30 protein-coding genes are annotated in these 26,542 nt (G+C 66.9%); 19 read left to right on the top strand and 11 right to left on the bottom strand.

Going from position 1 to position 26,542, the window contains the following annotated elements; translation table 11 throughout:
* The first annotated feature begins 169 nt into the window (after positions 1–169).
* Positions 170–1,267 carry a glycosyltransferase family 10 domain-containing protein gene (locus ACTZWU_RS08085; RefSeq protein WP_444736837.1) on the top strand — a complete coding sequence of 366 codons (1,098 nt, stop codon included), beginning with the start codon at positions 170–172 and terminating at the stop codon, positions 1,265–1,267.
* Here ACTZWU_RS08085 and ACTZWU_RS08080 read toward each other — a convergent pair.
* From ACTZWU_RS08080 to ACTZWU_RS08070, 3 genes are read right to left on the bottom strand one after another with little or no spacing between them, the layout of a single operon-like run.
* Positions 1,220–2,215, bottom strand: a complete 996-nt coding sequence (locus tag ACTZWU_RS08080) for a glycosyltransferase (protein ID WP_444736836.1) — start codon at positions 2,213–2,215, stop codon at positions 1,220–1,222. The two genes, ACTZWU_RS08085 and ACTZWU_RS08080, sit on opposite strands and share 48 nt — an antisense overlap.
* Entirely contained in the window at positions 2,212–2,727 is a 516-nt protein-coding gene (locus tag ACTZWU_RS08075; protein ID WP_444736835.1) for a hypothetical protein, read from the bottom strand. The genes ACTZWU_RS08080 and ACTZWU_RS08075 overlap by 4 nt, the downstream gene beginning before the upstream one ends.
* Positions 2,724–6,386: a glycosyltransferase gene (locus ACTZWU_RS08070; protein WP_444736834.1), complete on the bottom strand. Its 3,663-nt coding sequence runs from the start codon at positions 6,384–6,386 to the stop codon at positions 2,724–2,726. The genes ACTZWU_RS08075 and ACTZWU_RS08070 overlap by 4 nt, the downstream gene beginning before the upstream one ends.
* A 154-nt stretch (positions 6,387–6,540) precedes the next feature.
* Between ACTZWU_RS08070 and ACTZWU_RS08065 the strand changes: the two genes are divergently transcribed.
* A complete protein-coding gene (locus ACTZWU_RS08065; protein ID WP_444736833.1) occupies positions 6,541–7,356 on the top strand; it encodes a hypothetical protein in 816 nt (271 codons plus the stop codon).
* 133 nt (positions 7,357–7,489) lie between these two features.
* Here the strand turns inward: ACTZWU_RS08065 and ACTZWU_RS08060 are convergent, their stop codons facing one another.
* Entirely contained in the window at positions 7,490–9,085 is a 1,596-nt protein-coding gene (locus tag ACTZWU_RS08060) for a phosphoenolpyruvate carboxykinase (RefSeq protein ID WP_444736832.1), read from the bottom strand.
* Between the two features lie 204 nt (positions 9,086–9,289).
* On the opposite strand from ACTZWU_RS08060, the gene ACTZWU_RS08055 reads away from it, so the two are divergent.
* From ACTZWU_RS08055 to ACTZWU_RS08030, 6 genes are all read left to right on the top strand, one after another.
* The gene (locus ACTZWU_RS08055) at positions 9,290–9,700 is read left to right on the top strand and encodes an HPr kinase/phosphorylase (protein ID WP_444736831.1); all 411 of its coding nucleotides are present in this window, start codon (positions 9,290–9,292) and stop codon (positions 9,698–9,700) included.
* Between the two features lie 27 nt (positions 9,701–9,727).
* Positions 9,728–10,678, top strand: coding sequence for an RNase adapter RapZ (gene rapZ / locus ACTZWU_RS08050; RefSeq protein ID WP_444736830.1), 951 nt, complete (start codon positions 9,728–9,730; stop codon positions 10,676–10,678).
* Positions 10,679–10,709: 31 nt separating this feature from the next.
* Positions 10,710–11,132 carry a PTS sugar transporter subunit IIA gene (locus ACTZWU_RS08045; protein WP_444736829.1) on the top strand — a complete coding sequence of 141 codons (423 nt, stop codon included), beginning with the start codon at positions 10,710–10,712 and terminating at the stop codon, positions 11,130–11,132.
* The gene (locus ACTZWU_RS08040) at positions 11,129–11,407 is read left to right on the top strand and encodes an HPr family phosphocarrier protein (protein ID WP_444736828.1); all 279 of its coding nucleotides are present in this window, start codon (positions 11,129–11,131) and stop codon (positions 11,405–11,407) included. The genes ACTZWU_RS08045 and ACTZWU_RS08040 overlap by 4 nt, the downstream gene beginning before the upstream one ends.
* Entirely contained in the window at positions 11,407–12,021 is a 615-nt protein-coding gene (locus tag ACTZWU_RS08035) for a TetR/AcrR family transcriptional regulator (RefSeq protein ID WP_444736827.1), read from the top strand. Before ACTZWU_RS08040 ends, ACTZWU_RS08035 begins: the two co-directional genes overlap by 1 nt.
* Positions 12,022–12,110: 89 nt before the next feature.
* Entirely contained in the window at positions 12,111–12,506 is a 396-nt protein-coding gene (locus tag ACTZWU_RS08030; RefSeq protein WP_444736880.1) for a DUF2852 domain-containing protein, read from the top strand.
* 42 nt (positions 12,507–12,548) lie between these two features.
* On the opposite strand, the gene ACTZWU_RS08025 is transcribed toward ACTZWU_RS08030, so the two are convergent.
* From ACTZWU_RS08025 to ACTZWU_RS07995, 7 genes are all read right to left on the bottom strand, one after another.
* The gene (locus ACTZWU_RS08025) at positions 12,549–13,424 is read right to left on the bottom strand and encodes a 3-hydroxybutyryl-CoA dehydrogenase (RefSeq protein WP_444736826.1); all 876 of its coding nucleotides are present in this window, start codon (positions 13,422–13,424) and stop codon (positions 12,549–12,551) included.
* A gap of 185 nt (positions 13,425–13,609) precedes the next feature.
* Positions 13,610–14,536, bottom strand: a complete 927-nt coding sequence (locus ACTZWU_RS08020; protein WP_444736825.1) for an electron transfer flavoprotein subunit alpha/FixB family protein — start codon at positions 14,534–14,536, stop codon at positions 13,610–13,612.
* Positions 14,536–15,294, bottom strand: a complete 759-nt coding sequence (locus ACTZWU_RS08015) for an electron transfer flavoprotein subunit beta/FixA family protein (RefSeq protein ID WP_444736824.1) — start codon at positions 15,292–15,294, stop codon at positions 14,536–14,538. Before ACTZWU_RS08015 ends, ACTZWU_RS08020 begins: the two co-directional genes overlap by 1 nt.
* A gap of 123 nt (positions 15,295–15,417) precedes the next feature.
* The gene (locus ACTZWU_RS08010) at positions 15,418–15,990 is read right to left on the bottom strand and encodes a cob(I)yrinic acid a,c-diamide adenosyltransferase (RefSeq protein ID WP_444736823.1); all 573 of its coding nucleotides are present in this window, start codon (positions 15,988–15,990) and stop codon (positions 15,418–15,420) included.
* Positions 15,990–16,190 (bottom strand): twin transmembrane helix small protein, encoded by a 201-nt coding sequence (locus ACTZWU_RS08005; protein WP_444736822.1) that lies wholly within the window; start codon positions 16,188–16,190, stop codon positions 15,990–15,992. The genes ACTZWU_RS08010 and ACTZWU_RS08005 overlap by 1 nt, the downstream gene beginning before the upstream one ends.
* Positions 16,191–16,215: 25 nt before the next feature.
* The gene (locus tag ACTZWU_RS08000) at positions 16,216–17,040 is read right to left on the bottom strand and encodes an SDR family NAD(P)-dependent oxidoreductase (RefSeq protein WP_444736821.1); all 825 of its coding nucleotides are present in this window, start codon (positions 17,038–17,040) and stop codon (positions 16,216–16,218) included.
* Positions 17,037–17,558 carry an SH3 domain-containing protein gene (locus tag ACTZWU_RS07995; protein WP_444736820.1) on the bottom strand — a complete coding sequence of 174 codons (522 nt, stop codon included), beginning with the start codon at positions 17,556–17,558 and terminating at the stop codon, positions 17,037–17,039. The genes ACTZWU_RS08000 and ACTZWU_RS07995 overlap by 4 nt, the downstream gene beginning before the upstream one ends.
* Before the next feature lie 137 nt (positions 17,559–17,695).
* On the opposite strand from ACTZWU_RS07995, the gene parC reads away from it, so the two are divergent.
* From parC to rpsC, 11 genes are all read left to right on the top strand, one after another.
* On the top strand, positions 17,696–19,930 hold the full coding sequence (parC, locus tag ACTZWU_RS07990) for a DNA topoisomerase IV subunit A (protein WP_444736819.1): 2,235 nt from the start codon (positions 17,696–17,698) through the stop codon (positions 19,928–19,930).
* A 193-nt stretch (positions 19,931–20,123) separates the two neighbouring features.
* Positions 20,124–21,299 (top strand): elongation factor Tu, encoded by a 1,176-nt coding sequence (gene tuf, locus ACTZWU_RS07985; protein WP_444736724.1) that lies wholly within the window; start codon positions 20,124–20,126, stop codon positions 21,297–21,299.
* Positions 21,300–21,365: 66 nt separating this feature from the next.
* Positions 21,366–21,944, top strand: a complete 579-nt coding sequence (locus tag ACTZWU_RS07980) for a hypothetical protein (protein ID WP_444736818.1) — start codon at positions 21,366–21,368, stop codon at positions 21,942–21,944.
* A gap of 198 nt (positions 21,945–22,142) precedes the next feature.
* Positions 22,143–22,451 (top strand): 30S ribosomal protein S10, encoded by a 309-nt coding sequence (rpsJ, locus tag ACTZWU_RS07975; protein WP_042247848.1) that lies wholly within the window; start codon positions 22,143–22,145, stop codon positions 22,449–22,451.
* A gap of 10 nt (positions 22,452–22,461) precedes the next feature.
* Positions 22,462–23,307 carry a 50S ribosomal protein L3 gene (gene rplC / locus ACTZWU_RS07970; RefSeq protein ID WP_444736817.1) on the top strand — a complete coding sequence of 282 codons (846 nt, stop codon included), beginning with the start codon at positions 22,462–22,464 and terminating at the stop codon, positions 23,305–23,307.
* Positions 23,307–23,927 (top strand): 50S ribosomal protein L4, encoded by a 621-nt coding sequence (rplD, locus tag ACTZWU_RS07965; RefSeq protein ID WP_444736816.1) that lies wholly within the window; start codon positions 23,307–23,309, stop codon positions 23,925–23,927. Before rplC ends, rplD begins: the two co-directional genes overlap by 1 nt.
* On the top strand, positions 23,924–24,220 hold the full coding sequence (locus ACTZWU_RS07960) for a 50S ribosomal protein L23 (RefSeq protein ID WP_444736815.1): 297 nt from the start codon (positions 23,924–23,926) through the stop codon (positions 24,218–24,220). The genes rplD and ACTZWU_RS07960 overlap by 4 nt, the downstream gene beginning before the upstream one ends.
* A 96-nt stretch (positions 24,221–24,316) precedes the next feature.
* On the top strand, positions 24,317–25,156 hold the full coding sequence (gene rplB, locus ACTZWU_RS07955) for a 50S ribosomal protein L2 (RefSeq protein WP_444736814.1): 840 nt from the start codon (positions 24,317–24,319) through the stop codon (positions 25,154–25,156).
* A gap of 3 nt (positions 25,157–25,159) precedes the next feature.
* Entirely contained in the window at positions 25,160–25,438 is a 279-nt protein-coding gene (gene rpsS, locus ACTZWU_RS07950; protein ID WP_303365297.1) for a 30S ribosomal protein S19, read from the top strand.
* Between the two features lie 5 nt (positions 25,439–25,443).
* Positions 25,444–25,824 carry a 50S ribosomal protein L22 gene (gene rplV / locus ACTZWU_RS07945; protein ID WP_347414792.1) on the top strand — a complete coding sequence of 127 codons (381 nt, stop codon included), beginning with the start codon at positions 25,444–25,446 and terminating at the stop codon, positions 25,822–25,824.
* Positions 25,824–26,540, top strand: a complete 717-nt coding sequence (gene rpsC, locus ACTZWU_RS07940) for a 30S ribosomal protein S3 (protein ID WP_444736813.1) — start codon at positions 25,824–25,826, stop codon at positions 26,538–26,540. Before rplV ends, rpsC begins: the two co-directional genes overlap by 1 nt.
* Positions 26,541–26,542 lie beyond the last annotated feature (2 nt).

The following is a 26,542-nucleotide window of genomic DNA, read 5'->3' as shown; positions in this document are numbered from 1 at the left end:
CTGGTGTGAGTGGTCGGGCAGGCTTAGCAAAGACGGGCGCCTTGCGACAAGGCTTTGCGGCAAGGCTGTGTTGCGGGCGGGTGCGCCGGGGGGGGCTCTGGCCTTGGCGGCGGGGCGGGGATAAGGTCGGCGCGGCCTTCATCGGGGCCGGGTTCAGGGAGCGGCGAGGATGCGCGGCAGGATCAGGGTCTTTGTCTCGGGCCGTCACAAGGCGCGGATGCCGGTCAGCTATGCCGCGCTGGCGCCGCTGTTTGCCGACCGGATCGAGGTCGTGGACCGGCCCGATCAGGCGGATCTTTACCTTTTCGCGCATGTGCTGGATGTGGCCGAGGCGCCTTTGGCCGTGGTCGAGGACTGGCGCGCGCGGCGGGTGCCGGTGGTGCTGCTGTCCGAGGAGCCGTTCTGGGATACGATCTGGAACCGCCGCCCCACCGCGCCGCGCCGGGTGGTGGACGGGTTGCATGGCGCCCTGCCGGTGGTGCAGATCAACCACCAGACCAGCGATGTCTTTCGCTTTGGGCAGATCCCCTATTACCTGCTGACCCATCACCGTTTCGCCACGACCTATGCCGCGCGCTTTGCCCGCAATGCGCGGCTGTCGGCATCGGGGCTGCGCGCGCGCCTGAAGGCCGCGCCCCGCGATCTGTGCTTTCTGTTCGAGCGTCGCCCCGAGCCGTATCACAATGCGGGCTGGCCCGAGGCGGGGTTGTTCGGCCTCTGCGCCTGGCGGACGGCGCTGGCCGAGGCCTGCACCACGGGCCGGGTCGAACGTCTGGGCGCAAGCTGGCAGGGCGGGCCAAGCCGCTTTGGCCTGACGAACTGGTATGCCGACAAGATGGCGCGGCTGGACGGGCGCGCGCGGATCATGGGCGCGATCGAGAACACGCATCAGCCCGATTACCTGACCGAAAAGCTGTTCGACGCGCTGGCGAACCTGTCGCTGCCGCTCTACTGGGCGCAGCCCGGTCATCGGCTGGCCGAGTTCGACCTGCCCGAGGGGTCGTGGGTCAATCTGGCGGGATTGGAGCCGGGCGAGGCCGCGCAGCGTGTGGCCGATCTGATCCGCAAGCCCTTCAGCGACGAGCGGATCGAGGCGCTGCGCGAGGCGCAGGTGGTTCTGGCCGCCCGGCTGGGTCGCCCCGAGCCGTGGCTGGCCGAGCGCGCGCGCCTGGCCCATGCGCTGCCCCGCGCGCTGGAGGCGGTGCTGGAGGCGCCGCGCTCAGCGGATGCCGAGGCGGTCGAGCAGGGGGCCGCGTTCGGCGCGTAGGCTTTCGCGCAGGGCGGGCGGCGTGTGGTCCAGCCAGAAGCGCGCGGCATGGGCATGCAGCGCGGGCTGGTGCTCGGGCGGCAAATGCGCCTGGATCCAGTCGGCCAGACCCCAGACAAAGGCGTTGAGGGCCTCTGCCATGGCGGGCTTGCCGCCAAGGGCGATCTCGGTCGCAAGCGCGTCCAGAACCGGGAACAGGCGCAGCCTTTCGGCGGTGTGCCGGTTGGTCAGGCGGTTGCCCTTGGGGCGCACGACATGCACCACGCCGATCCGGTCGCTGGCCAGCACCCGGTCGGCCAGCAGAAAGCTGCGCCAGTGCAGTTCGACATCGTTATGCACCATCAGGGGCGTGCAGCCGATGCCCTTGTCGCGCAGAAAGGCGGTGCGGTAGATCTTGTTCCACGGGTAATTCGCCGTCTGCACCAGCAGCGCGGCCTGCGCCTCTGAAACAGGGTTCAGCGCGCCATGCGCCAGCCCCGCCTGCCGCCACAGCCTGTCGTCGAAGGGGCGCTGGCCCCAGAGCCGTTCCTGATCGCCGCGCGTGTCGTGATGCTGGAAGATGCAGAAATCGGCGCTGCGGGCTGCGGGGTCATGGGCCAGATCGCGCGCCAGATGCCCCAGATCGGGCAGCACCATGTCATCGGCATCCAGAAAGATCACATGCGGCGCCGTGACCAGCGTCAGGCCCAGATTGCGCGCGGCCCCGGCGCCAAGGGGCGTGGCGTGGCGCAGGATGCGAAGCCAGCCGGGGGGCATGGCCTCGGCCTCGGGTCCGGCGGCGCGCAGCAGGGCCGCGCGGCGAAGGGGCGGGGACGAGGCGTCGTCGATCACCACCACCTCGGTCACCGGACCCGACCGGGTCAGCGCCGCCAGCAGCGGGGCCAGCGTCGCCGCGTCGTTGTGGCAGGCGATGACGGCGGCCAGCGCCAAGGGGGCGGCTGCGCTCATGCGGTCAGGATCGCAAGATCGTGCAGGTGCAGGTCCAGCGCCCGGCAGGGCAGGAACAGCACCAGTTCGCGCCATGGCGCCTGCATCGGCAGGGCGTTCTGGCTGGGCAGGTGGATCAGGTCGTGATGGGTCGCGGCCTGGTCATGGGCCAGCCAGTGCCGGGGCAGGAAATGGTCGCGAAAGCCGCCATCGGGTTTGCCCGAGCGCAGGCAGGCGCGGATCAGCACCTCGTCGGGGGCGACGGCGCGGGCGGCAAGGCCCAGAAAGCGCAGGCCCGACAGGTCGGGCAGGTCCAGCGCCAGATGCAGCCCCAGCCATGCGCCGGGCGCCGTGGGGCGCAGCGCCAGTTCCAGCAACCGCCCGGAGGGCGAGCGCCAGTCGCCCGCCATCTGCATGGCCGGATCGGCATTCAGGGCCAGCCCCGCGCAGAAGGGGGTGTGTTTGTCGCTGGTCGCGCCCTGGGCCGGGGCATCCAGAAAGGCGTGGAAGGCGGCGGGATGGGCGAGGCTCATGCGGTGTTTCCTTGCGATGCGGCGGGGGCCGGTTCGGCGGGTGGCAGCCCGGCAAGGTCGCGGAACAGCGCCTCGTAGCGCAAGGCCTGTGTCATGAAGGACAGCATCCCTTCGGCATGGGCGCGGCAATCCAGCGCCATGCGCTGCGCGGCCTGCGGCCCGAGCGACAGAAGCGCGGCCATGGCGCGGGTCAGCCCCTCGACATCGCCCACGGCGGCGGTCTGGCCGGTCTTGCCGTCGATCACCAGATCGGGGATGGCGCCGGTGCGGAAGCCCGCCACCGGCACGCCGCAGGATATCGCCTCGGCTGTGGTGTTGGAAAAGGTTTCCTCAAGCGACGGCACCACGACCAGATCGGCGCAGGCATAGGCGCGGGCCAGCGTCGCGTTGTCGTGGATATAGCCAAGCGCCTTGCGCTCGAACGGGATCGAGGCGGTGGCGGGGGTGTCGTTGCCGACCAGCATGACAAAGGGCGCGGGGCCGGAATGGCGGCGGGCCAGACGTTTCATCGCCTCGGTGATCTCGCGGTAGCCCTTGACCTCGCTGGAGAACGAGGGGACGTAGCCGATGATGGGCCGGTCCTGCGGCAGGCCGAATTCGGCGCGGCAGGCGGCGCGGTCCTGCGGGCGGAAGATGTCGGTCTCGATCGAGTTGGGGATCAGTTCGATCCGGCAGTCGCGGAAGAACGGCGCGCGGCGCAGGATGTCCTGCGTGTGCCGCGACAGCGCCACAAGCGTCAGGTTGGCGAAGTCGTAGCCGCTGCGCTTCATCGCCAGCAGCGAGGCCGGATAATCGCCATGGCCATCCGCGATCTGCGGACAGGCGGCGCAGTCGCGCAGCCAGCCCTCGCAGCCGTGGAAATAGTGGCAGCCGCCGGTCAGGGGCTGCATGTCGCGCACGGTCATCACCACCGGCTTGCCGCTGCGTGTCAGCGCGGCGACATTGCCCGCCGACAGAAAGCGCGCGTGCCAGTGCAGGTTGATGATGTCATAGGGCTGGACCATCCGCAGCAATTCGGTGTCGGTGATGTGGTCGTCATTGACGGAAAAGATCGTCAGCCCTTGGCGCGGGGCGCGTTGCAGGCGGTCCCATTGCCGGCCATCGCCCGAGGGGTGCGGCACGACCGTCACATCGGGCTGGGCGCCCTCGTCGGGAACCTTGGCAAAGAGGCGCGGCCTGACCGAGGTCTGGCGCAGCCCGCGATGCAGCCGGTAGGCCGCATAGCCCGCCCCCTGCCGCGTGCTGGTCGAGATCAGCGCCACCTTCAGCGCGGGCGACGCGGTCAGCCGGTCGATCAGCGCGGTCAGCCCGTCGATGCGCGCCTGTGGCGAAAAGCGCGCCAGCCGGTCCAGCGCATAATCGCGGTTGTCGGCAAAGGCGCTGCCGTCGCGCCACAGGTCGATCATGGCGCGGGCCAGCGCATCGGCATCGCCATGCGGCACGATCCGGGCAAAGCGGGTCTCGGCGCCGATCACCTCGGGCAGACCGCCCGCATCGGTGGTGATGACCGGCAGCCCGGCCACGATGGCCTCGAGCGGCGCCACGCCGAAGGTTTCGGATTTCGGAGCAGGCCCCGCGCTGTAGGTCGAGGGATGCACGAACAGGTCGAAGCCCGCGTAGAAATCGGGCCGGGCCGAGAAATCGACGAAGGGTTCCAGCGTGACATGCGCCTCTAGCCCCAGCCGGGCGATCTGCGCCGTCAGGGCGGGCTTTTCGTGATCGCCCATGCCATAGACGATGGTGAGATGGGCGTCCGTGGTGGCCTCGGCCCGGAACCGGGCGAAGGCGTCGATCAGAGCGGCATGCCCCTTCCAGTCGATCAGCCGCCCCACGGCCAGCAGCCGCAGCGTCCGGTCGCGGTGGTAGAAGCCGCCGGTCTTGCGGTGCTGGAAGAAGCGGTCGTTTACGCTGTTGGGCAGCAGATGGATGCGGTCCTCGGGGATGCCGCGCGCGATCATATGGTCGCGCAGGTAATCCGACACGGCGGTGAAGGCCGCGTCGGGGCGCTGGGCGAAGACATTCAGCACGTGGTCGGTGTAATCGGGCTTGTCGCCCAGCATGAACACGTCGATCCCGTGGCACATGGCGATGGTGGGGATCGTGTGGCCAAGGCCGCGGATGCGGTCAGCCCATTTCCATTCGTTCAGCGCGAAATGCCCGATCACCACGTCGGGGCGCAGCCGTTCGAGGATGTGGCGATAGATCAGCCGCGCGACGGGTTCGGGATGGTCGGCCCAGTGGACCTGGATCGCCTTGGCGAAGGGGCGTTCCTCGGGCAGTTTCGCGTGTTCGAACAGGACGAAGTTGTCGGTATCGGGCAGCGCGTCGAGCTGGTTGACCAGATCGTAGATGAAGGTTTCCGAGGGTGCCGAGAACACCGTGACCACATGCAGGATCGTCCGGCGGGCGCCCTGTTTGCGGCGGTCGAGGATCGCGTCGATGCGCGTCAGGTGATCGGCCAGCGTGCCGTCCTTGGTCTCGACCTGGAGGCAGCCTGCGCCGATGCCCAGCAGATCGGCCAGCCGGACCAGATCGCGCAGGACCGGGCCTGCCGCCTCGGTGCGCGAGACGCGGAAATTCGCGCGCTGGCCCAGGCAATAGGCCACATAGGCGGCCAGCGCCCCGATCAGCGCCGGATCGCCCAGATGCCGCGACGCCAGATCGGCCAGCGCCCCGGCACGGGCCTTGTTGAAGCGGAACATGTAGATCGCCTCGGCCTCGGCTGGCGTCAGCGCGGGAAAGAGCAGCCGGTAGCTGTCGGCCATCTCTCGGATGAAAAGCTGGCGGTGCGTCTCGGACTGGCCCGAGGAGAGCCCGCCGTCGGACAGGGTGAACAGCGGGCGGTTCAGCGGCAGGAAGGACTCGCCCGCCAGAAAGGCGCGGCGCATCCAGATCGCGTCGCTGACGATGCGGCGATCCTCGTGATAGGGGCCGATGCGGTCCTGCACGGCGCGCGGTGTCAGGAAGGTATTGTGGCAGATGTTGAGATGGCCAAAGGCCAAACCCTCGCTGGCGGGCAGGGTCCGCAGGGGTTGGCCACCCGCAATGTAGTCGGTATGCACGATCCCGCCCGGCGCTTCGGCATGCCGGGCCAGCGCGGCCTCGATGAAATCGGGTTCGTAGAAATCGTCCGAGTTCAGCAGGCAGATGAAATCGCCCTGCGCCGCCGCGATGCCCTTGTTCATCGCGCTGTAGATGCCGCCATCGGGTTCCGAGACGACATAGGCCAGGTGGTCGGCATTGGCGCGCAGGATGTCCAGCGTGGCCGCGTCGCTGCCGCCGTCGATGATGATGTGCTCGACATGGGGCCAGGTCTGGGCGCGCACGGAATCGATGCAGCGTTGCAGCGTGTCGGGGTTGTTGAACAGCGCAGTCACCACCGTCACCAGCGGCTCGTCCGCCGGGTCATGGGGCGGGCGTGTCGGGTCGAGGCGGGTGCCGGTCTCAAGCCAGCGCGCGCCGGTCACGTCGGGCAGGCGGTCGAACAGGCCCGCCCGAAAGCCCGAGGCCTGCCCGTAGAACCAGCGGTCCGGTGCCAGCGCGCCTGCCGGGTCGCTGACGGGTGCGGGGCCTTGCAGTGCCGCCAGCCGGGCGCGCAGCCGGGTCAGCTGGCTGCGGCTGCGGTCATCGGCGCGCGGGTCGGGCAGGGTGCTGGTCACGTGGCGTCATCCGTTCTGGTCTGCGGCGCGGGTTCGGTCGCCCCCTCCATAGGCGGGGTTGCGCGGGTTGGGCAAGATCGCAACCCAGAGCGGTGGCAATACGCGCGGCATTGTGCTTGAAGATCGGCCTAGCACGCCAGAGGCCGGAGCCGACATGCAGAACCCGACGACCCCCGCCCCTTTTGACCTGATGCCCGACCTGATGCGCGGCGAGGCCGGGGGGCTGGCCATTGCTTGCGCCCTGGACGGGGTGCCGCCCGAGGATCTGGCCCGGACCGGGCTGCGGCCGGTGGCTCTGGCCGATCTGTTGGCCGGGACGGGACCGGGGGTGATCCTGATGGATCCGCCGGTGGTCGCGCTGGCGCGGACCTTGGTCGAGGCGGCGCCCGAGGCTGCGCTGGCCCTTTGGGTCGAGGCTGCGCGCGCATTGCTGGCGGGCTATCGCCCCCGGCGCGCGCGGCTGATGCTGCTGGATGTGGCGCGGATCGGGGATGAGGCCGTGGCTGCGCGTCTGGGGCTGCGGCTGCCCTTGCGGATGCCCGTGCGGATGCCGGACGTGTCGGCGGCGGCGCTGCTGGCGGCGGGGCGGCTGATCGGCGCGGATGCCGGGGCGCGCGCGCTGGCCGAGGAGCTGGAGGCCGCGATGATCGCGGCGCCCGCGCCCGAGGCGGTCTGGCTGGCCGCGCAGACCTGCGCCATGATCGAGGAAGTCACCCTGCTGCGCGCCCTTAACGTGGCGCAGGAGGCCGAGATCGAGCGTCTGGGTCGCGCGCGGCTTGCCGATGCGCTGGCCCGGCCCGCCACGCCGGCTGTTGCGCCTGCCGTCACGCCTGCCGCTGATCCCGCGCGGCTGAGGGCGTTGGAGGGGCGTGTTGCCGAACTGGAGGCCGAGTTGGCGGGGGTTTACGGGTCGCGGTCGTGGCGGATCACCGCGCCGCTGCGCGACGCCCGTCGCGCTCTGGGCCGCTGAGCGAGGTCGGATCTGGCCGAATGCGCGGCCCTGTCCTGTAAAGCGGGCCATCTCAGGCGGGGCATCTCAGGCGGGGCCATGCAAAACGCGGCGAGCCTTGGCCCACCGCGCGTTCATTCCGGGGTGGGGCGCCTCAGCCGATGGCGGCGGCGCGGACCTCGTCGTCGATTGCGCCCAGATATTGCGCGAAGTTGTCGCAGAACATCTGCACCAGCTTGCGGGCCTGCGCGTCATAGGCCGCCGCGTCGGCCCAGGTCTGGCGCGGGTCCAGCAGACGGTCCTCGACGCCCGGCACGCTGACGGGAACCTCGAAGCCGAAATTGGGGTCCTTGCGGAACTGCACGTCGTTCAGGCTGCCGTCCAGCGCCGCCGCCAGCAGGGCGCGGGTCGCGGCGATGGGCATGCGCTTGCCGGTCCCGAAGGCACCGCCGGTCCAGCCGGTATTGACCAGCCAGCAGGACGCGCCGTGCTGGGCGATCTTTTCCTGCAAGAGCTTGCCGTAAACCTCGGGGCGGCGGGGCATGAAGGGCGCGCCGAAGCAGGTCGAGAAGGTGGGGACGGGCTCGGTCACGCCGACCTCGGTGCCCGGCGTCTTGGACGTGAAGCCCGACAGGAAGTGATACATCGCCTGCGCGGGCGTCAGCCGCGCGATGGGCGGCAGGACGCCGTAAGCGTCGCAGGTCAGCATGATGACGTTCTTCGGATGCCCGCCGAGGCTGGTCGCCGAGGCGTTCGAGATCGCGTCCAGCGGATAGGCGCAGCGCATGTTGTCGGTGATCGAGTTGTCCTCGAAATCCAGCTCCAGCGTGTCGGCGTCGAAGACCATGTTCTCGATCACGGTGCCAAAGCGCGAGGTGGTCGCGTAGATCTCGGGCTCGGCCTTGGGCGAGAGGTTGATCGTCTTGGCGTAGCAGCCGCCCTCGAAGTTGAAGATGCCCTTGTCGGACCAGCCATGTTCGTCGTCACCGATCAGCACGCGCGAGGGATCGGCCGAAAGGGTCGTCTTGCCGGTGCCGGACAGGCCGAAGAACACCGCGCTGTCATCGGGGTTGCCCGGCGCGTGGTTGGCGCTGCAATGCATCGGCATGATGCCCTTTTCGGGCAGCAGGTAGTTCAGCAACGTGAATACCGATTTCTTGTTCTCGCCGGCATAGGCGGTGTTGGCGATCAGGATCAGCTTCTTGTCGAAGTTGAGCGCGATCACGGTTTCCGACCGGCAGCCGTGGCGGGCCGGATCGGCCTTGAAGCCGGGGCAGTTGATGATCGTGAAATCGGGGGTGAAGCTGGCCAGTTCCGACGCCTCGGGGCGGCGCAGCAGGTGACGGATGAACAGGCCGTGCCAGGCCAGTTCGGTCACGACGCGCACGTCCAGGCGGTTGTCGGCATCGGCGCCGCCGAAGAGATCCTGCACGAAATAGTCGCGGCCCTTCATGTGGGCCAGCATGTCGGCATGCAGCAGATCGAACGCCTCGGGGGACATCGGCTTGTTGTTGTCCCACCAGATCGAATTCTCGACCGAAGGCGTGCGGACGACGAACTTGTCCTTGGGCGAGCGGCCCGTATGGCTGCCCGTCGAGACGAGGAAGGCGCCGCCGAGGCCCAGACGACCCTCGCCGCGCGAGACGGCCTGGGTGATCAGGGCGGGTTCCAGCAGGTTGTAATAGACCTGGCCCAGCCCCTCGATGCCTTGATCCTCAAGCCGGCAATTGGGGTTCACGCGCGTCGTCATGTTCTCGGGGCTCCGTGGCTGTGAATTGGACCGCGACGTTTCGCGGCGCAGCAAGGCGGCTATAACACGGGCGAAAAGCGAGGAAACAAGTCAGCGCAAACGGTTAGCGCCAACATCGAATGTTATCGCAAACGAGCAGAAATCTGGCGGAAATTCGCGCGGAATTAACCAATCAAGGTGCAGATTGGGAAAGGGGTGATTCGCATGGTCCAGTTGCACGCAAGCACCGTGGCGCTGCAGGGGCGCGGGTTGATCATTCTGGGACCTTCGGGTTCGGGCAAGTCCAGCCTGGCGCTGGAACTGATGGCGGTGGGGGCCGTGCTGGTTGCCGATGACCGCACCGACCTGCGGGCGGAGGCGGGGCGGCTGATCGCCTCGGCCCCGGCCGGGATCGCCGGCCGGATCGAGGCGCGGGGGCTGGGCATCCTGGCCGCCGAGGCCGCGCCTGCGGCGGTGACGCTGGCCTGCGATCTGGGCGCGGCCGAGGATATGCGCCTGCCGCAATGGCGGCATGCGGAATGGCTGGGGGTGCGGGTTCCGCTTGTCTTGGGGCCGTATCGACCGCATCTTTGTGCTGCGCTGCGGCAGATGCTGCTGGCAGGGCGGCTGGACTGAGGGGCGCTGTTTGCCGAAAGGGATGCCATGACGGACGCCACCGAGAATGACACCGGCACGCAGAGGCTGGTTCTTGTCACCGGACCTTCGGGGGCCGGGCGCTCGACCGCGATCAACGTGCTCGAGGATCTGGGCTTCGAGGCGATCGACAACCTGCCGCTGTCGCTGATCCCGCGGCTGCTGGACGGCCCGGCGCGGCCCACGCCGCTGGCGCTTGGGCTGGATGTTCGGAACCGCGATTTCTCGGCCTCGAACGTGATCGAGCTGATCGACCGGCTGACCCGCGCGCCGGGTTTCCTGCCCGAGGTCCTGTATCTGGACTGTGCCGCCGACGTGCTGGTGCGCCGCTACAACGAGACGCGGCGCCGCCATCCGCTGTCGCCCGACCGTGCGCCCCTTGCGGGCGTTCTGGCCGAGATCGACCTGCTGGCGCCGATCCGGGCGCGGGCCGATGTGCTGGTCGATACCAGCGACCTGTCGCCCCATGACCTGCGGGCGGAACTGGGGCGCTTTTTCGACATGCGCGCGGTCTCGCGGCTGAGCGTGTCGCTGCATTCGTTCAGCTACAAGCGCGGCGTCCCGCGCGGGCTGGACCTGATGTTCGATTGCCGCTTTCTGTCGAACCCGCATTGGCAGGCCGATCTGCGGCCCCTGACCGGGCTCGACCCGCGCGTTCAGGCCCATGTCGAGGCCGATCCCCGATTCGCGGAATTCTTCGAACGGACGCGCGATCTGGTGCGCTTCTTGCTTCCTGCCCATATGGAAGAGGGCAAATCGCATCTCTCGGTGGGCTTTGGATGCACCGGCGGGCAACACCGTTCCGTCACTTTGGTTGAAAAGATGGCCGTTTCGCTTGCAGAGGCGGGGTGGCCGGTGTCAATAAGGCACAGGGAACTTGAGCGGCGGATCAACGCTGTGCCCCTTGAAGGCGATGCGGCGCCCAACGCCGAGGCAGGACCGGACAAGAGGCGGGCATGACGATGTCGCACGCAGGACGTGGTGGAACGCGTTGATTGGAATTGTGATCGTAGCGCATGGCGGGCTGGCCCGGGAATATCTCTCGGCGGTCGAGCATGTCGTCGGGCCCCAGGCGGGCATCGCCGCCGTCGCGATCGAGGATGATCACGACCGCGCCGCCAAGACGGCGGAAATCAAGGCCGCCGCGAATGCGGTCGATCAGGGCGAGGGTGTCGTCGTGGTGACGGACCTCTTCGGCGGCTCGCCCTCGAACCTGTCGCTGCCTGCCTGCGCCGTGCAGGACCGCGCGATCCTCTATGGTGCCAACCTGCCGATGCTGGTCAAGCTGGCCAAGTCGCGCCACCTGCCCGTGTCCGAGGCCGTGGCCTTCGCCAAGGAGGCCGGGCGGAAATACATCAACTCCTACAATGTCCCCCCTGAGGCGGCGTCCGATCTGGGGCGTATCGCACGATGAGCGACGTGATCACCCGCGAGCTGACCATCATCAACGTCAAGGGCCTGCACGCGCGGGCCAGCGCAAAATTCGTCGATCTGGTCGAACGCCATGACGCGCAGGCCCTGGTCTCGAAGGACGGGATGGAGGTTTCGGGCGATTCCATCATGGGATTGCTGATGCTGACCGCCCCGCGCGGCAGTAGCATCACGGTGACGACGCGCGGCCCCGAGGCTGCGGCGCTTGCCGACGCGCTGGAGGCGCTGGTGGGGGATTATTTCGGCGAAGGCATGTAGTGGCCGAACGCCGGTCCTACCATCACGGCAACCTGCGCCAGGCGCTGGTCGAGGCCACCGCCGCGCTGATCGAGGAACAGGGCCCGCAGGCCTTTACGCTGACCGAGGCCGCGCGCCGGGCGGGTGTGTCCGCCGCCGCGCCCTATCGCCACTTCAAGGGCCGCGAGGATCTGCTGGAAGAGGTCGCGCGGCAGGGTTTCGTCGAATTCGCCGGGCGGCTGGAGGCTGCCTTCGATGCGGGCAGGCCGCGCGCGCTGACGGCCTTTTTGCGGATGGGGCAGGCCTATCTGGATTTCGCCCGCGACCGGCCCGGCTATTACATGGCGATGTTCGAATCCGGCCTGTCGATCGCGGGTAATGCCGATCTGGCCGCCGCGTCCGAACGTGCGCAGCGCGTGCTGGTCGAGGGGGCCGAGGCCCTGGCCGAGCGCCTGCCAGAGGACAGGCGCCCCCCGGCGCGCATGGTCGCCAACCACATCTGGGCCTTGAGCCACGGCGTGGTCGAACTGTTCGGCCGCGGCAGGCCGGGCAGCCGCAGCCCGGTGTCTCCATCCGAGATGCTGGAAAGCGGCGCCATCGTCTATCTGCGCGGGCTGGGCCTGATCCCCGAGTGATTTTTCGCCACGATCCTCTTGACGCGAGCCATGGGGCCTTCCATCTATGTAAATGTGATTAACATTAACATCGGAGACAAGAGATGAGCATGGGCACGCAGGCGCTGCCTCCGGTTCCCGCCGGGACGCGCTTTTCGGACTTTCTTCTGCGGGGTCGGGACTGGCTGGACGGGCATGGCCGCAAGGCCTGGATCGCCGCCATGATCCTGGGTTTCATCGCCTTTTGGCCGATCGGCCTGGCCTTCCTGTTCTACATGATCTGGAGCAATCGCATGTTCGGATGCAGCAAGCGCAGCAAGGCGCCCCGCTATTACGCCCCTACCACCGGCAATTCGGCCTTTGACGCCTATCGCGAACAAACGCTGAAGCGGCTGGAGGACGAGCACCGCGAATTCATGGATTTCCTGGAAAAACTGCGCGAGGCCAAGGACAAGGCCGAGTTCGACCAGTTCATGGAAAAGCGCGACGCCAAGGCGGATGCCTGACAATCGCCGCGGGGCCGGGTCGCCGGCCCCGCACCAATGCTCCTAGCGCGTCGGAACCGGCGTCTCGCCTCGGTAATCGTAGAAGCCGCGACCGGTCTTGCGGCCCAGCCAGCCGGCCTCGACATATTTGGTCAGCAACGGGCAGGGGCGATATTTCGTGTCGGCCAGCCCGTCATGCAGGACGTTCATGATGGCAAGGCAGGTGTCCAGCCCGATGAAATCGGCCAGTTCCAGCGGCCCCATCGGGTGATTGGTCCCCAGCTTCATCGCAAGGTCGATGGACTGGACCGAGCCGACCCCTTCGTAAAGCGTATAGACCGCCTCGTTGATCATCGGCATCAGGATGCGGTTCACGATGAAGGCGGGGAAATCCTCGGCCGTGGCGGGAGTTTTGCCCAGTTTCTCGACCACCGCCAGCAGGGCCTGATAGGTCGCGTCGTCGGTGGCGATGCCGCGGATCAGTTCGACCAGCTGCATGACCGGCACCGGGTTCATGAAGTGGAAGCCCATGAATTTCTCGGGGCGGTCGGTGCGGCTGGCCAGACGCGTGATCGAGATCGAGGATGTATTCGAGGTCAGGATCGTCTCGGGCTTCAGATGCGGCAGAAGGTCGGCAAAGATCGCCTGCTTGACCGTCTCGCGTTCGGTCGCGGCCTCGATCACCAGGTCGGACTGGCCCAGATCGGCAAGCTGCGTCGTGGTGCGGATCCGGGCCATCGCAGCGGCCTTGTCAGCGGGGGTGATCTTCTCGCGGCTGACCTGCCGGTCGAGATTGCGGTCGATCAGCGCCACGGCCTTGTCCAGCGCTTCGGCGCTGATATCGGTGAGCAGCACGTCATAGCCCGACTGCGCGAAGACATGGGCGATGCCGTTGCCCATCTGTCCTGCACCGATCACCCCAACCGTTTGAATCGTCATTGATGCCCCCCCGGTGTCTGACTTGGCACGACGATAGGCGCCGTGCTGCGCTGCCGCAACGCAAAACCGCCCCCGTGACGCAAGGGTGCGTTGCGGGGGCGGCTGTTCCTGCATCCGGGCGGGAAGGGGGGCGCTGCCCCCCGTCGCTGCGCGACTCCCCCCGGGATATTTTCGTGAAGAAGAGCTCAGAGCTTCTCGGTCAGTTCGGGGATCGCGGTGAAGAGATCGCCCACCAGGCCGTAATCGGCGACCTGGAAGATCGGGGCTTCCTCGTCCTTGTTGATCGCCACGATGACCTTGCTGTCCTTCATCCCTGCAAGGTGCTGGATCGCGCCCGAGATGCCGACGGCGACATAAAGGTCGGGGGCGACGACCTTGCCGGTCTGGCCGACCTGCCAGTCGTTCGGGGCGTAGCCCGAATCGACGGCCGCGCGGCTGGCGCCGACGGCGGCGCCCAGTTTGTCCGCAAGGCTTTCGATGATGGCGAACTGCTCTTTCGAGCCGAGGGCGCGGCCGCCCGAGACGACGCGCTTGGCCGAGGTCAGCTCGGGCCGGTCGCTTTGCGCGACCTCGTCCGAGAGCCATTTCGACAGCGCCGGGTCGTCCGCCAGCGTTGCGTCGGAGACCGGGGCGGCGGCGCCTTCGCCGGCGGCATCGAAGCTGGCGGTGCGGATCGTCATGACCTTGATGCGGTCGCCCGATTTCACGGTCTGGATCGCGTTGCCGGCGTAGACCGGGCGGTCGAACGTATCCGCGTCGATCACCGCCGAGACATCCGAGATGACCATGACATCCAGAAGCGCCGCGACGCGGGGCATGACGTTCTTGGCATCGGTCGTCGCCGGGGCCGCGATGTGGCTGTAATCGCCCGACAGGCCCGCCAGCAGCGCCGCCGTCGGTTCGGCCAGGCGGTGGCCGTAGCGCGCATCCTCGGCGACCAGCACGCGGCTGACGCCCGCGATGGTGGCTGCCGCATCGGCTGCGCCGCGCGCTGAGGCGCCCGCGCAGAGCACTGTCACATCGCCGAGCGCCTTGACCGCGTTCACTGCCTTGGCCGTCGCGTCGCGGTTCAGTTCGCCATTCGTGACTTCGGCCAGAAGAAGAACAGCCATCACACCACCCCCGCTTCTTTCAGTTTCGACACAAGCTCATCGACCGAGCCGACCTTGATCCCGGCCTTGCGGCCCTCGGGTTCGCGCGTGCTGACCACGGTCAGGCGCGGGGTCGTGTCCACGCCGTAATCGGCGGCGGTCTTTTCATCGAGCGGCTTTTTCTTGGCCTTCATGATGTTGGGAAGGCTGGCATAGCGCGGCTCGTTCAGGCGCAGGTCGGCGGTGACGATGGCGGGCAGTTTCACCTCGATCGTCTGAAGGCCGCCATCAACCTCGCGCGTGACATGGGCCATGTCGCCCGCGATCTCCAGCTTGCTGGCGAAGGTCGCCTGACCCCAGCCCAGCAGCGCGGCCAGCATCTGGCCCGTCGCGTTCATGTCGTTGTCGATGGCCTGCTTGCCCGCGATCACCAGGCCCGGCTGTTCGGCGTCGATCACGGCCTTGAGGATCTTGGCGACGGCGAGGGGTTCGATGTCCTGATGCACGTCATCGGCGGCCACGACCAGGATCGCGCGGTCCGCGCCCATGGCCAGCGCCGTGCGCAGCGTTTCGGCGGCCTGCTTGACACCGATCGAGACGGCCACGATTTCCGAGGCCGCGCCCTTTTCCTTGAGCCGGATCGCCTCTTCGACCGCGATCTCGTCGAAGGGGTTCATCGACATCTTCACGTTCGCCAGATCGACACCGGAACCGTCCGCCTTCACGCGGGCCTTCACGTTGTAGTCGATCACGCGCTTGACTGGCACGAGAACCTTCATCGGCCTCTCTCCCTTGGTTGCGTCATCTGTCGAACGGGAAGGTAGAGGCGGAAATCGCCCGATAACAGGGCAAAAATGACGCAAGACGCAGCGTTTGCGACCAGCAGGGGGCCGGTCGCGGCGCTAACGGCTGGCGCCGGGCACCCAGAGGATATCGCCCTGGCCGTTGTCATTGGCCACGCGCGAGGCGACGAACAGCCAGTCGGACAGGCGGTTCAGATAGCGGATCGCCGCGCCGTTCACATCGCCGCCCGCCAGCAATTCCGTGGCGCGGCGTTCGGCCCGGCGCGCGACCGTGCGCGACAGGTGCAGATAGGCGGCCAAGGCCGAGCCGCCGGGCAGGATGAAGCTGCGCAAGGGTTCGAGATGGGCATTCATGGCGTCGATCTCGGTCTCGAGGCGCGTCACCTGTGCGTCGATGATCCGCAGCACCGGGTAGCCCGCCTGATCGTCCGCCGCCATGTTCGGCCGCGACAGGTCCGCGCCAAGGTCAAAGAGGTCGTTCTGGATCACCGCGATGCGCTGCGCCATCTCGCCCGTCGCGTGCTGGCGGCAGAGGCCGAGCGTCGCGTTCAGCTCGTCCACGGTGCCGTAGGCCTCGACGCGGGGGTCGTGCTTGGCCACGCGGCTGCCATCGGACAGGGCCGTGTCGCCCTTGTCGCCGGTGCGGGTATAGATGCGGTTCAGGACGACCATCAGCGCGCCCTCCACCACACGAAGAGCAGCAGGACCGCAATCGCCGCGGCCTGTGCGTAGAGGCGCCAGCGCATCATGCGGTTGCCGTGCTTGCGGTTGAACTCTCCGCCCTTGGCGAAGCCGCCGATGCCGGTGAGCAGGATCGCCATGACCACTCCGATCGAGATGATGGTCACGAGAAACAGGGGTTTGTCTGCCATGGGGGACCGCCTTTCGCGGGCCAACCTAGTTCCGCCGCGCGAACCAGTCCAGTGCGCGGGTCGGCAGAAGCCGCCTTGCGAGACCGGAAATCCGCGTCGGCGCCGTGACATAATAGCGCGGCGCGGGGTCGCGTGCGGTCAGGGCGGCCAGAATCCGGTCGCTGACGGCCGAGGGCGGCAGCTCGAATCGGTCCTTTCCCGGCGGGCCATAAAGGCGTTTCAGCAGGCTGGCGCGATACTGGTCGGCGCGGGGGCTGGCCTGCCAGTCCACCCATCGTTCGAAATGCGGGATCGCGTTCTCGCGGATGCGGCTGGTGATCGGGCCGGGCTCGATCAGGATGACGCGGACGGGGGTGCCGTGCATTTCAAGGCGCAGGACATCGGTCAGCCCCTCCAGCGCGAATTTCGTCGCGACATAGGGGCCGCGCCAGGGGATGCCCACGAGGCCCAGGACCGAGCTGATGTTGACGATCCGCCCGCCCCCCTGGCGGAAATGCGGGATCAGGTGGCGGGTCAGGTCATGGGTGCCGAACAGGTTCACCTCGAAGATGGCGCGCAGGGCGCCGCGCGGCATGTCCTCGACCGCGCCGGGCAGGGCGAAGGCCGCATTGTTGACCAGCGCGTCCAGAGGTCCGGCCTTCAGCACCGCCTCGGCGCAGGCGGCCACGCTGTCCTCGCAGGCCAGATCGAGGGGCAGGCACTCCATCCCCTCGGCCCGGCGGGCGGCGATGTCCTCGGGGCGGCGGCAGGTGGCTGTGACCTGCCAGCCCTCGGCTTGCAGGCGGCGCGCGGCATCCAGTCCGATGCCGGACGAGCAGCCCGTGATCAGCACCCGTCCGGGCTGCCTCATTGCGGTTGATCGCTGACGAATTGCGCCGAGACATAGCCCGTCTGGCCGCCCGGCGCGCGGACATTGACCCAGCCGTCCTGCGCGGGGGCCAGCGGCTCCAGCCGCGTGCCGCCGTCAAGGCCGGTCACCACGCTTGCGCTGCCATTGGGCGCGGAACGCATGTTCAGGCGGCTGGCCGTGACCCAGAGGGCGGGGCTGTCCGACGCGGCGGGGGCGGGCGTGTCGGCCTGCGGCGCGCGGCCCGCGAATTCGGGCGAGGCTTCCAGCGCGGGGCCGGGAAAGCGGGGTGCCTGTTCGGGCGTCTGCTGCGGCTGGGGCAGGGGCTCGGCGGCCTGCTGCGGCTGGGGCGCGGCTTCGGGTTGGGGCGTCGGTTCGGGCTGGGGTGTCGGTTCGGGCAGCCTGACCGCGACAGGCTCGGGCACGCTGCGTTCGGCGCGCAGGTCCTCGCCGCCCAAGAGCATCATCGCGGCATAGATCCCTGCCATCGTGGCCAGAAGAAGAAAGGACAATCTGAACATCACCGGCGCATTCCCCCGTCGTCGCGGCGACCTTAGCCGCCCCGTCCCCCAACGCCAAGCGCGCGGTCCCGTTCCGCGCCCGGCCATCGGCGCTTTTCGATCTGGACCGGGCGCGCGCCGCGCCCTATCCAAGGGCCATGTCAGACGATCCGATTTCCGACCCCGCCGAAGGTGCCGCCAAGGGCACGATGTCAGAGCCGCTCAGCCGCGCGATCGGCGAGCGTTACCTGACCTATGCGCTGTCCACGATCATGCACCGCGCGCTGCCCGACGCCCGCGACGGGCTGAAGCCGGTGCATCGCCGCATCCTTTACGCGATGCGCGAACTGCGGCTGGCGCCGAACGGGCCGTTCCGCAAATCGGCCAAGATCACCGGCGACGTGATGGGGAACTACCACCCCCACGGCGATGCGGCGATCTATGACGCGATGGCGCGTCTGGCGCAGGATTTCGCCATGCGCTACCCGCTGGTGGACGGCCAGGGGAACTTCGGCAACATCGACGGCGACAACCCCGCCGCCGCCCGCTACACCGAGGCCCGCCTTGCCGCCGCATCCGAGGCGCTGATGGACGGTCTGGCCGAGGATTCGGTCGATTACCGCGCCAATTACGACGGCACGCTGACCGAACCCGTGGTGCTGCCCTCGGCTTTCCCGAACCTCTTGGCCAATGGCGCCTCGGGGATCGCGGTGGGGATGGCCACGAACATCCCGCCCCACAACCTGCACGAGGTCGTGGATGCCTGCCTGCATCTGATCAAGTCGCCCGACGCCCGCGACGACACGCTGGCCGCGCTGATCAAGGGCCCCGACTTCCCCACCGGCGGCGTTCTGGTCGAGACCGCCGAAAGCATGGCCGAGACCTATCGCACCGGCCGCGGTGCCTTCCGTCTGCGCGCGCGCTGGTCGGTCGAGGATCTGGGCCGCGGCCAGTGGCAGGTCGTCGTCACCGAGATCCCCTATCAGGTGCAGAAATCCAAGCTGATCGAGCGGCTGGCCGAGCTGATCCAGATCCGCAAGATCCCGATTCTGGCCGATATCCGCGACGAATCCGCCGAGGATGTCCGCATCGTGCTGGAGCCGAAATCCCGCAGCGTGGACCCCGATCAGCTGATGGGTGCGCTGTTCAAGACCAGCGATCTGGAGATCCGTTTCAACCTGAACATGAACGTCCTGATCGACGGCCGCGTGCCCAAGGTCTGTTCCCTCAAGGAGGTTCTGCGCGCCTTTCTGGACCACCGCCGCGAGGTTCTGGTGCGGCGCTCGAACTACCGGCTGGGCAAGATCGCCGCCCGGCTCGAGGTGCTGGAAGGCTATCTGATCGCCTATCTGAACCTTGATCGCGTGATCGAGATCATCCGCACCGAGGATGACCCCAAGGCCGTGATGATGGCCGAATTCGCGCTGAACGAGGTGCAGGTCGAGGCGATCCTGAACATGCGCCTGCGCGCGCTGCGCAAGCTCGAGGAGATCGAGCTGCGCGCCGAACGCGACGCCCTGCTTGAGGAACGCACCGCGTTGGAGGCGATGCTGGCCGATGAGGGCGCGCAATGGGCGCGCATCACGGACGAGCTGAAAGGCGTGCGCGATGCTTTCGGCAAGTCCCACCCCGAGGGGCAGCGCCGCACCACCATCGCCGAGGCCGCCGAGACGCCCGCGATCGACCTCGATTCGATGATCGAGCGCGAGCCGCTGACCGTGATCCTGTCGAAGATGGGCTGGATCCGCGCGATGAAGGGCCACCAGCCGCTGGATGCCGAACTCAAGTTCAAGGATGGCGACGGGCCGGGCTTTGCCCTTCATGCCGAGACGACCGACAAGCTGATCGTCTTTGCCTCGAACGGGCGGTTCTACACGCTGCCCGCCGTGGGCCTGCCCGGCGGGCGCGGCATGGGCGAGCCCCTGCGCCTGATGATCGACCTGCCCAACGAGGCCGAGATCATCACCGTCTTTCCCTGGCGCGAGGGGGTCCGCTATCTGGTCGCCTCGAAGGCGGGTGACGGGTTCGTCGTGGGCGCCTCGGACATCCTCGCGCAGACGCGGTCGGGCAAGCAGGTGCTGAACGGCGATGCGCTTCTGTGTCGGCCTGTGAAGGGCGATCATGTCGCCGTCGTGGGTGACAACCGCAAGCTGCTGGTCTTCCCGCTGGACGAATTGCCCGAGATGGCGCGCGGCAAGGGCGTGCGGCTGCTCAAGTTCAAGGATGGCGGGCTGTCGGACGCGGTCTGCCTGAGCCTGGCCGAGGGGCTGTCCTGGCCGATGGGCGGGGGCAAGACCCGGCACGAACCCGACCTGACCGAATGGCTGGGCAAGCGCGCCACGGCGGGCCGCATGGCGCCGCGCGGCTTCCCGCGCGACAACCGCTTCGCATGACGTGAACAGGGGCGGGCCGACGGCTTTCGCCCCCTGTTTTCGCCCGCCCTTCACGCCATTGCCACAGTGCCGCCGGGGCCTTGCGCGAAGGGCACAACCTGCCCTTGATTTTTCCCCGGTGCCCTTATAGATCGCAGCGCACGTCAAATCCGGGGCCGTCTCAGCCATGCCCCGTGGTATCCAGGAGGCCCAGATGGCAAAGGCAAAGTTTGAACGGACGAAACCGCACGTCAACATCGGCACGATCGGTCACGTTGACCACGGCAAGACGACGCTGACGGCTGCGATCACGAAGTATTTCGGCGAGTTCCGCGCCTATGACCAGATCGACGGCGCGCCCGAAGAGAAGGCCCGCGGGATCACGATCTCGACCGCGCATGTGGAATACGAGTCCGAGTCGCGCCACTACGCGCACGTGGACTGCCCGGGCCACGCCGACTACGTGAAGAACATGATCACCGGTGCCGCCCAGATGGACGGCGCGATCCTGGTCGTGAACGCCGCCGACGGCCCGATGCCGCAAACGCGCGAGCACATCCTGCTGGGCCGTCAGGTCGGCATCCCCTACATGGTCGTCTACCTGAACAAGGTCGACCAGGTGGATGACGAAGAGCTGCTGGAACTGGTCGAGATGGAAGTGCGCGAGCTGCTGTCCAGCTACGACTACCCGGGCGACGACATTCCGATCATCAAGGGCTCGGCCCTGGCCGCGATGGAAGGCCGCGACAACGCCATCGGCGAGGACTCGATCCGCGCGCTGATCGCCGCCGTCGACAGCTACATCCCGACCCCCGAGCGTGCGATCGACCAGCCCTTCCTGATGCCGATCGAGGACGTGTTCTCGATCTCGGGCCGCGGCACGGTCGTGACCGGCCGTATCGAGCGCGGCGCCGTGAACGTCGGCGACGAACTGGAGATCGTGGGCATCCGCGACACCCGCAAGACCACCTGCACGGGCGTCGAGATGTTCCGCAAGCTGCTGGATCGCGGTGAGGCTGGCGACAACATCGGCGCGCTGCTGCGCGGCGTTGACCGTGACGGCGTCGAGCGTGGCCAGGTGCTGTGCAAGCCCGGCTCGGTGAAGCCGCACACGAAGTTCGAGGCCGAGGCCTACATCCTGACCAAGGAAGAGGGCGGCCGCCACACGCCGTTCTTCGCGAACTACCGTCCGCAGTTCTACTTCCGCACGACGGACGTGACGGGCACCGTGAAGCTGCCGGAAGGCACCGAGATGGTGATGCCGGGCGACAACCTGAAGTTCGAGGTCGAGCTGATCGCCCCGATCGCGATGGAAGAGAAACTGCGCTTCGCCATCCGCGAAGGCGGCCGCACCGTCGGCGCAGGCGTCGTCTCGAAGATCCTCGCCTGATCCTTGGCGACATCAGACAGAGGGGCCGTCCGCAAGGGCGGCCCTTTTTCAATGTGAGGAGGTGTCATGACGCGCCTGGATGCCATTCTGCGCGGGCAGCTCGGGCTGCCTGGATGGGTAAAGGCCGTAGCCACGATGTGGATGCTTTTCGCGATGGCCCCAATCTTTGCAACCTCATTTGGCTTTTGGCCCCTCGTATCGGCACAGGGCTATCCCGGTATCCTCGCCGTGATTTTGCTCTGCGGCATGATTTCCTTCGTGATGTTTCTGGCATTGATGCGGCCGGCGACGCCGAAAACCATGCCCGCTCGTCACCTCGCGGATTTCGGCCGCTTCATGGTGGCATTTCTCATGGCTCTCTTTGCCGGCTACTCTGCGGGCACAGGCACACTTCCGCTGGCCGCAGCCGTGCTGTCAGGGCATCGTGTCGAAGCGGTCGTTACGATTGAGGACGGCAGAGCAGGAAGCACGGCGCGCTGTCGGAACCCCGTGCGTGTTGCCGAAATGCGCCCCCTATTCAGCAGCATTTGCGATCTGTCGTCGCCGCTGCGAGAGCAACTGCAACCGGGGACGCTGGTCGTCGTTTCGGGCTGGGGCATGGGTTCGGCCATCCTTGCGGACGGGGTTCGTCTGGCCGAACGCTGATGGCTGCTATCACCGCTTGACGGATCGTCCGACATTTTGCATAAGCCGCCATCGCCGTCGATCCGCAAGAATCGACGGGTTTCGCACGGGCCGCCCGTCACAAGGGGCGGCCTTGCGATTTATACACGGTCCGATGCTGGCGCCGCGCGGTGCGATGTCAGCCTCTCGACTGGAACTCCCCGCAAGAGGGATGTGACGATGCAAAGTCAGAATATCCGCATCCGCCTGAAGGCGTTTGACTATCGCGTGCTGGACGCCAGCACCCAAGAGATCGTCAACACCGCCAAGCGCACCGGTGCGACCGTTCGCGGCCCGATCCCGCTGCCGAACAAGATCGAGAAATTCACCGTTCTGCGCGGCCCGCACATCGACAAGAAATCGCGTGACCAGTGGGAAATCCGTACCCACAAGCGTCTGCTGGACATCGTCGATCCCACGCCCCAGACCGTGGACGCCCTGATGAAGCTCGACCTCGCCGCCGGCGTGGATGTCGAGATCAAGGTGTAAGGAGGCCATCATGCTGCGTACTGGTGTAATCGCCAAGAAACTGGGCATGACGCGTCTGTTCCTCGAGGACGGCCGCCAGGTCCCCGTTACCGTTCTGCAACTGGACGGTCTGCAAGTCGTCGCTCAGCGCACTGCCGCTGTTGACGGCTATACCGCCGTTCAGCTGGGCGCCGGTGCCGCCAAGGCCAAGCGCACGACCGCCGCGATGCGCGGTCACTTTGCCAAGGCCTCGGTCGCGCCCAAGCGCAAGATCGCGGAATTCCGCGTGGCTGAAGAAAACCTGATCAATGTCGGTGAGGAAATCACGGCTGACCACTACTTCGCGGGTCAGTTCGTGGACATCGCCGGCACCTCGATCGGTAAGGGTTTCGCGGGCGCCATGAAGCGTCACAACTTTGGCGGTCTGCGCGCCTCGCACGGCGTGTCGATCAGCCACCGTTCGCACGGTTCGACCGGCCAGTGCCAGGACCCCGGCAAGGTGTTCAAGGGCAAGAAGATGGCGGGTCACCTGGGTGCCGTCCGCGTCACCACGCAGAACCTGCAGGTCGTCAAGACCGATGCCGACCGTGGCCTGATCATGGTCAAGGGCTCGGTTCCGGGCTCGAAAGGGGGCTGGGTCACGATCAAGGACGCGGTCAAGAAACCGACGCCCGAGAACGTGATCTATCCCGCCGCCCTGAAATCCGCCGCCGAGGAAGCCAAGCGTCTGGCCGAGGAAGCTGCCAATCAGGCCGCTGCCGAGGAAGAAGCCGCCCGCAAGGCCGCCGAGGAAGCCGCAGCCGCCGAGCAGGAGGCCGCGCTGAGCGAGGCCCAGGCTTCGGATGGTGCTGACGCCGCGCCCGAAGGAGACAAGTAATGAAACTCGATGTGATCAAGCTGGACTCCGGCAAGGCCGGGTCGATCGAGCTGGCCGACGAGATCTTCGGGCTGGAGCCGCGCGGCGACATCCTGCAGCGCGTCGTCCGCTGGCAGCGCGCCAAGGCGCAGGCCGGCACGCACTCGGTCCTGGGCAAGTCGGACGTCAGCTACTCGACCAAGAAGATCTATCGCCAGAAGGGCACCGGCGGCGCACGCCACGGTTCCAAGAAGGCCCCGATCTTCCGTCACGGCGGCGTCTACAAGGGCCCGACCCCGCGTTCGCACGCTTTCGACCTGCCCAAGAAGGTCCGTGCGCTTGGCCTGCGTCATGCGCTGTCGGCGAAAGCCACCGCGGGTGAACTGGTCATCGTCGAGGATCTTAACCTCGCCGACGCCAAGACCTCGGCCGTCGCCAAGGCCGTCAAGGAAAACGGCTGGAAGCGCGTTCTGGTCATCGACGGCGCCGAAGTGAACGAGGGCTTTGCCCGTGCCGCCCGCAACCTCGAAGGCGTGGACATCCTGCCGTCGATGGGCGCGAATGTGTATGACATCCTCAAGCGTGACACGCTGGTGATCACGAAGGCCGGTGTCGAAGCTCTGGAGGCTCGCCTGAAATGAGCGCGAAAGCTGAACATTACGACGTGATCGTCAAGCCGATCATCACCGAAAAGGCCACGATGACCTCGGAGAACAACGGTGTTGTCTTCCAGGTCGCCAAGGACGCCTCCAAGCCGCAGATCAAGGATGCGGTCGAGGCCCTGTTCGGTGTCAAGGTGAAGGCGGTCAACACCACCATCACCAAGGGCAAGACCAAGCGTTTCCGCGGTCAGCCCGGTCGCCGCAGCGACGTGAAGAAAGCCTATGTCACGCTGGAAGCGGGCAGCACTATCGACGTGACCACGGGTCTCTGATAGTAGGGCGCGAATCTGCGGCCCCGGTTCATCCGGGGCCGCTGATCTTTTGACTGAAACGGACCATTTCGGTTCAAAGCAACGGAAGACAGAAAGATGGCATTGAAGTCGTATAAACCGACGACGCCTGGCCAGCGCGGGCTGGTTCTGATCGACCGTTCGGAGCTTTGGAAAGGCCGCCCCGTCAAGTCCCTCACCGAGGGTCTGACGAAGAACGGGGGCCGGAACAACACCGGACGGATCACGATGCGCCGCAAGGGCGGGGGCGCCAAGCGCCTGTATCGCATCGTCGATTTCAAACGCACCAAGTTCGACATCGCGGCAGTCGTCGAGCGGATCGAATACGATCCCAACCGCACCGCCTTCATCGCGCTGGTGAAATACGAAGACGGCGAGCAGGCCTATATCCTGGCTCCGCAGCGTCTGGCCGTTGGCGACAAGGTCGTCGCCGGCGCCAAGGTTGACGTGAAGCCCGGCAACGCCATGCCCTTCAGCGGCATGCCGATCGGCACGATCGTCCACAACGTCGAACTGAAGCCCGGCAAGGGCGGCCAGATCGCGCGTTCGGCTGGCACCTATGCCCAGTTCGTCGGCCGCGACGGTGGCTACGCCCAGATCCGCCTGTCCTCGGGCGAGCTGCGCATGGTCCGTCAGGAATGCATGGCGACCATCGGCGCCGTGTCGAATGCCGACCATTCGAACCAGAACCTTGGTAAAGCGGGCCGCAACCGCCACAAGGGCATCCGCCCGAGCGTCCGCGGCGTCGCCATGAACCCGATCGACCACCCGCATGGTGGTGGTGAGGGCCGCACCTCGGGTGGCCGGACGCCGGTCACGCCCTGGGGCAAGGACACCAAGGGCAAGAAGACTCGCAGCAACAAGGCGACCGACAAGTACATCCTGCGGTCGCGTCACGCGAAGAAGAAGGGGCGTTAAGCCATGGCACGTTCTGTTTGGAAGGGCCCCTTTGTTGACGCCTATGTGCTCAAGAAGGCGGAAAAGGCTCGCGAGTCGGGCAAGTCCGACGTCATCAAGATCTGGTCGCGTCGTTCGACCATCCTGCCGCAATTCGTCGGCCTGACCTTCGGCGTCTATAACGGGCAGAAGCACATCCCCGTGAACGTCACCGAAGAGATGATCGGTCAGAAATTCGGTGAATATTCGCCCACGCGCACCTATTACGGTCACGCCGCGGACAAGAAAGCCAAGAGGAAGTAATCGTCATGGGTAAGGAAAACAATCCGCGCCGCGTGGCGGAGAACGAGGCCTTCGCCAAGACGAAGATGCTTCGCACCTCGCCGCAGAAGCTGAACCTCGTGGCTCAGCTGATCCGTGGCAAGAAGGTCGACAAGGCTCTGGCCGACCTGACCTTCTCGCACAAGCGCATCGCTGGCGACGTGAAGAAATGCCTTCAGTCGGCCATCGCGAATGCCGAGAACAACCACGGCCTTGACGTCGATAACCTGATCGTCGCCGAAGCCTGGGTCGGCAAGAACCTGGTGATGAAGCGTGGCCGTCCGCGGGCACGTGGCCGGTTCGGCAAGATCATGAAGCCGTTTTCGGAAATCACCATCAAGGTGCGCCAAGTCGAGGAGCAAGCGTAATGGGTCAGAAGGTCAATCCGATCGGCATGCGCCTCCAGGTCAACCGCACCTGGGACAGCCGCTGGTACGCCGACGACAAGGATTACGGTAACCTGCTGCTTGAAGACCTGAAGATCCGGGACTTCATCCACAAGGAAGCCAAGCAGGCCGGCGTCAGCCGCGTGATCATCGAGCGTCCGCACAAGAAGTGCCGCGTCACGATCCACGCAGCCCGTCCCGGCGTGATCATTGGCAAAAAAGGCGCCGATATCGAGACCCTGCGCAAGAAGCTGGCGAACTTCACCGACAGCGAGCTGCACCTGAACATCGTCGAAGTGCGCAAGCCCGAAGTCGATGCGCAGCTGGTGGCCGAGTCGATCGCACAGCAGCTTGAGCGCCGCGTGTCCTTCCGTCGTGCCATGAAGCGCGCCGTGCAGAACGCGATGCGCATGGGCGCCCTGGGCATCCGTGTGAACGTGGCAGGCCGCCTTGGCGGCGCCGAGATCGCGCGTACCGAATGGTATCGCGAAGGCCGTGTGCCGCTGCACACGCTGCGCGCGGATATCGATTATGCACTGTCCGAAGCCACGACCCCCTACGGGATCATCGGCGTGAAGGTGTGGATCTTCAAGGGCGAGATCATGGAACATGATCCGCAGGCCCGCGATCGTCGCGCCGCCGAGGCTCAGGAAGGCCCTGCGCCCCGTGGCCCGCGCCGCGACCGCGACGCTCGGTAAGG

Source organism: Paracoccus sp. NSM, from assembly GCF_052379855.1.
GTDB lineage: Bacteria > Pseudomonadota > Alphaproteobacteria > Rhodobacterales > Rhodobacteraceae > Paracoccus.
This window is presented reverse-complemented; position numbering and strand designations above follow the sequence as displayed.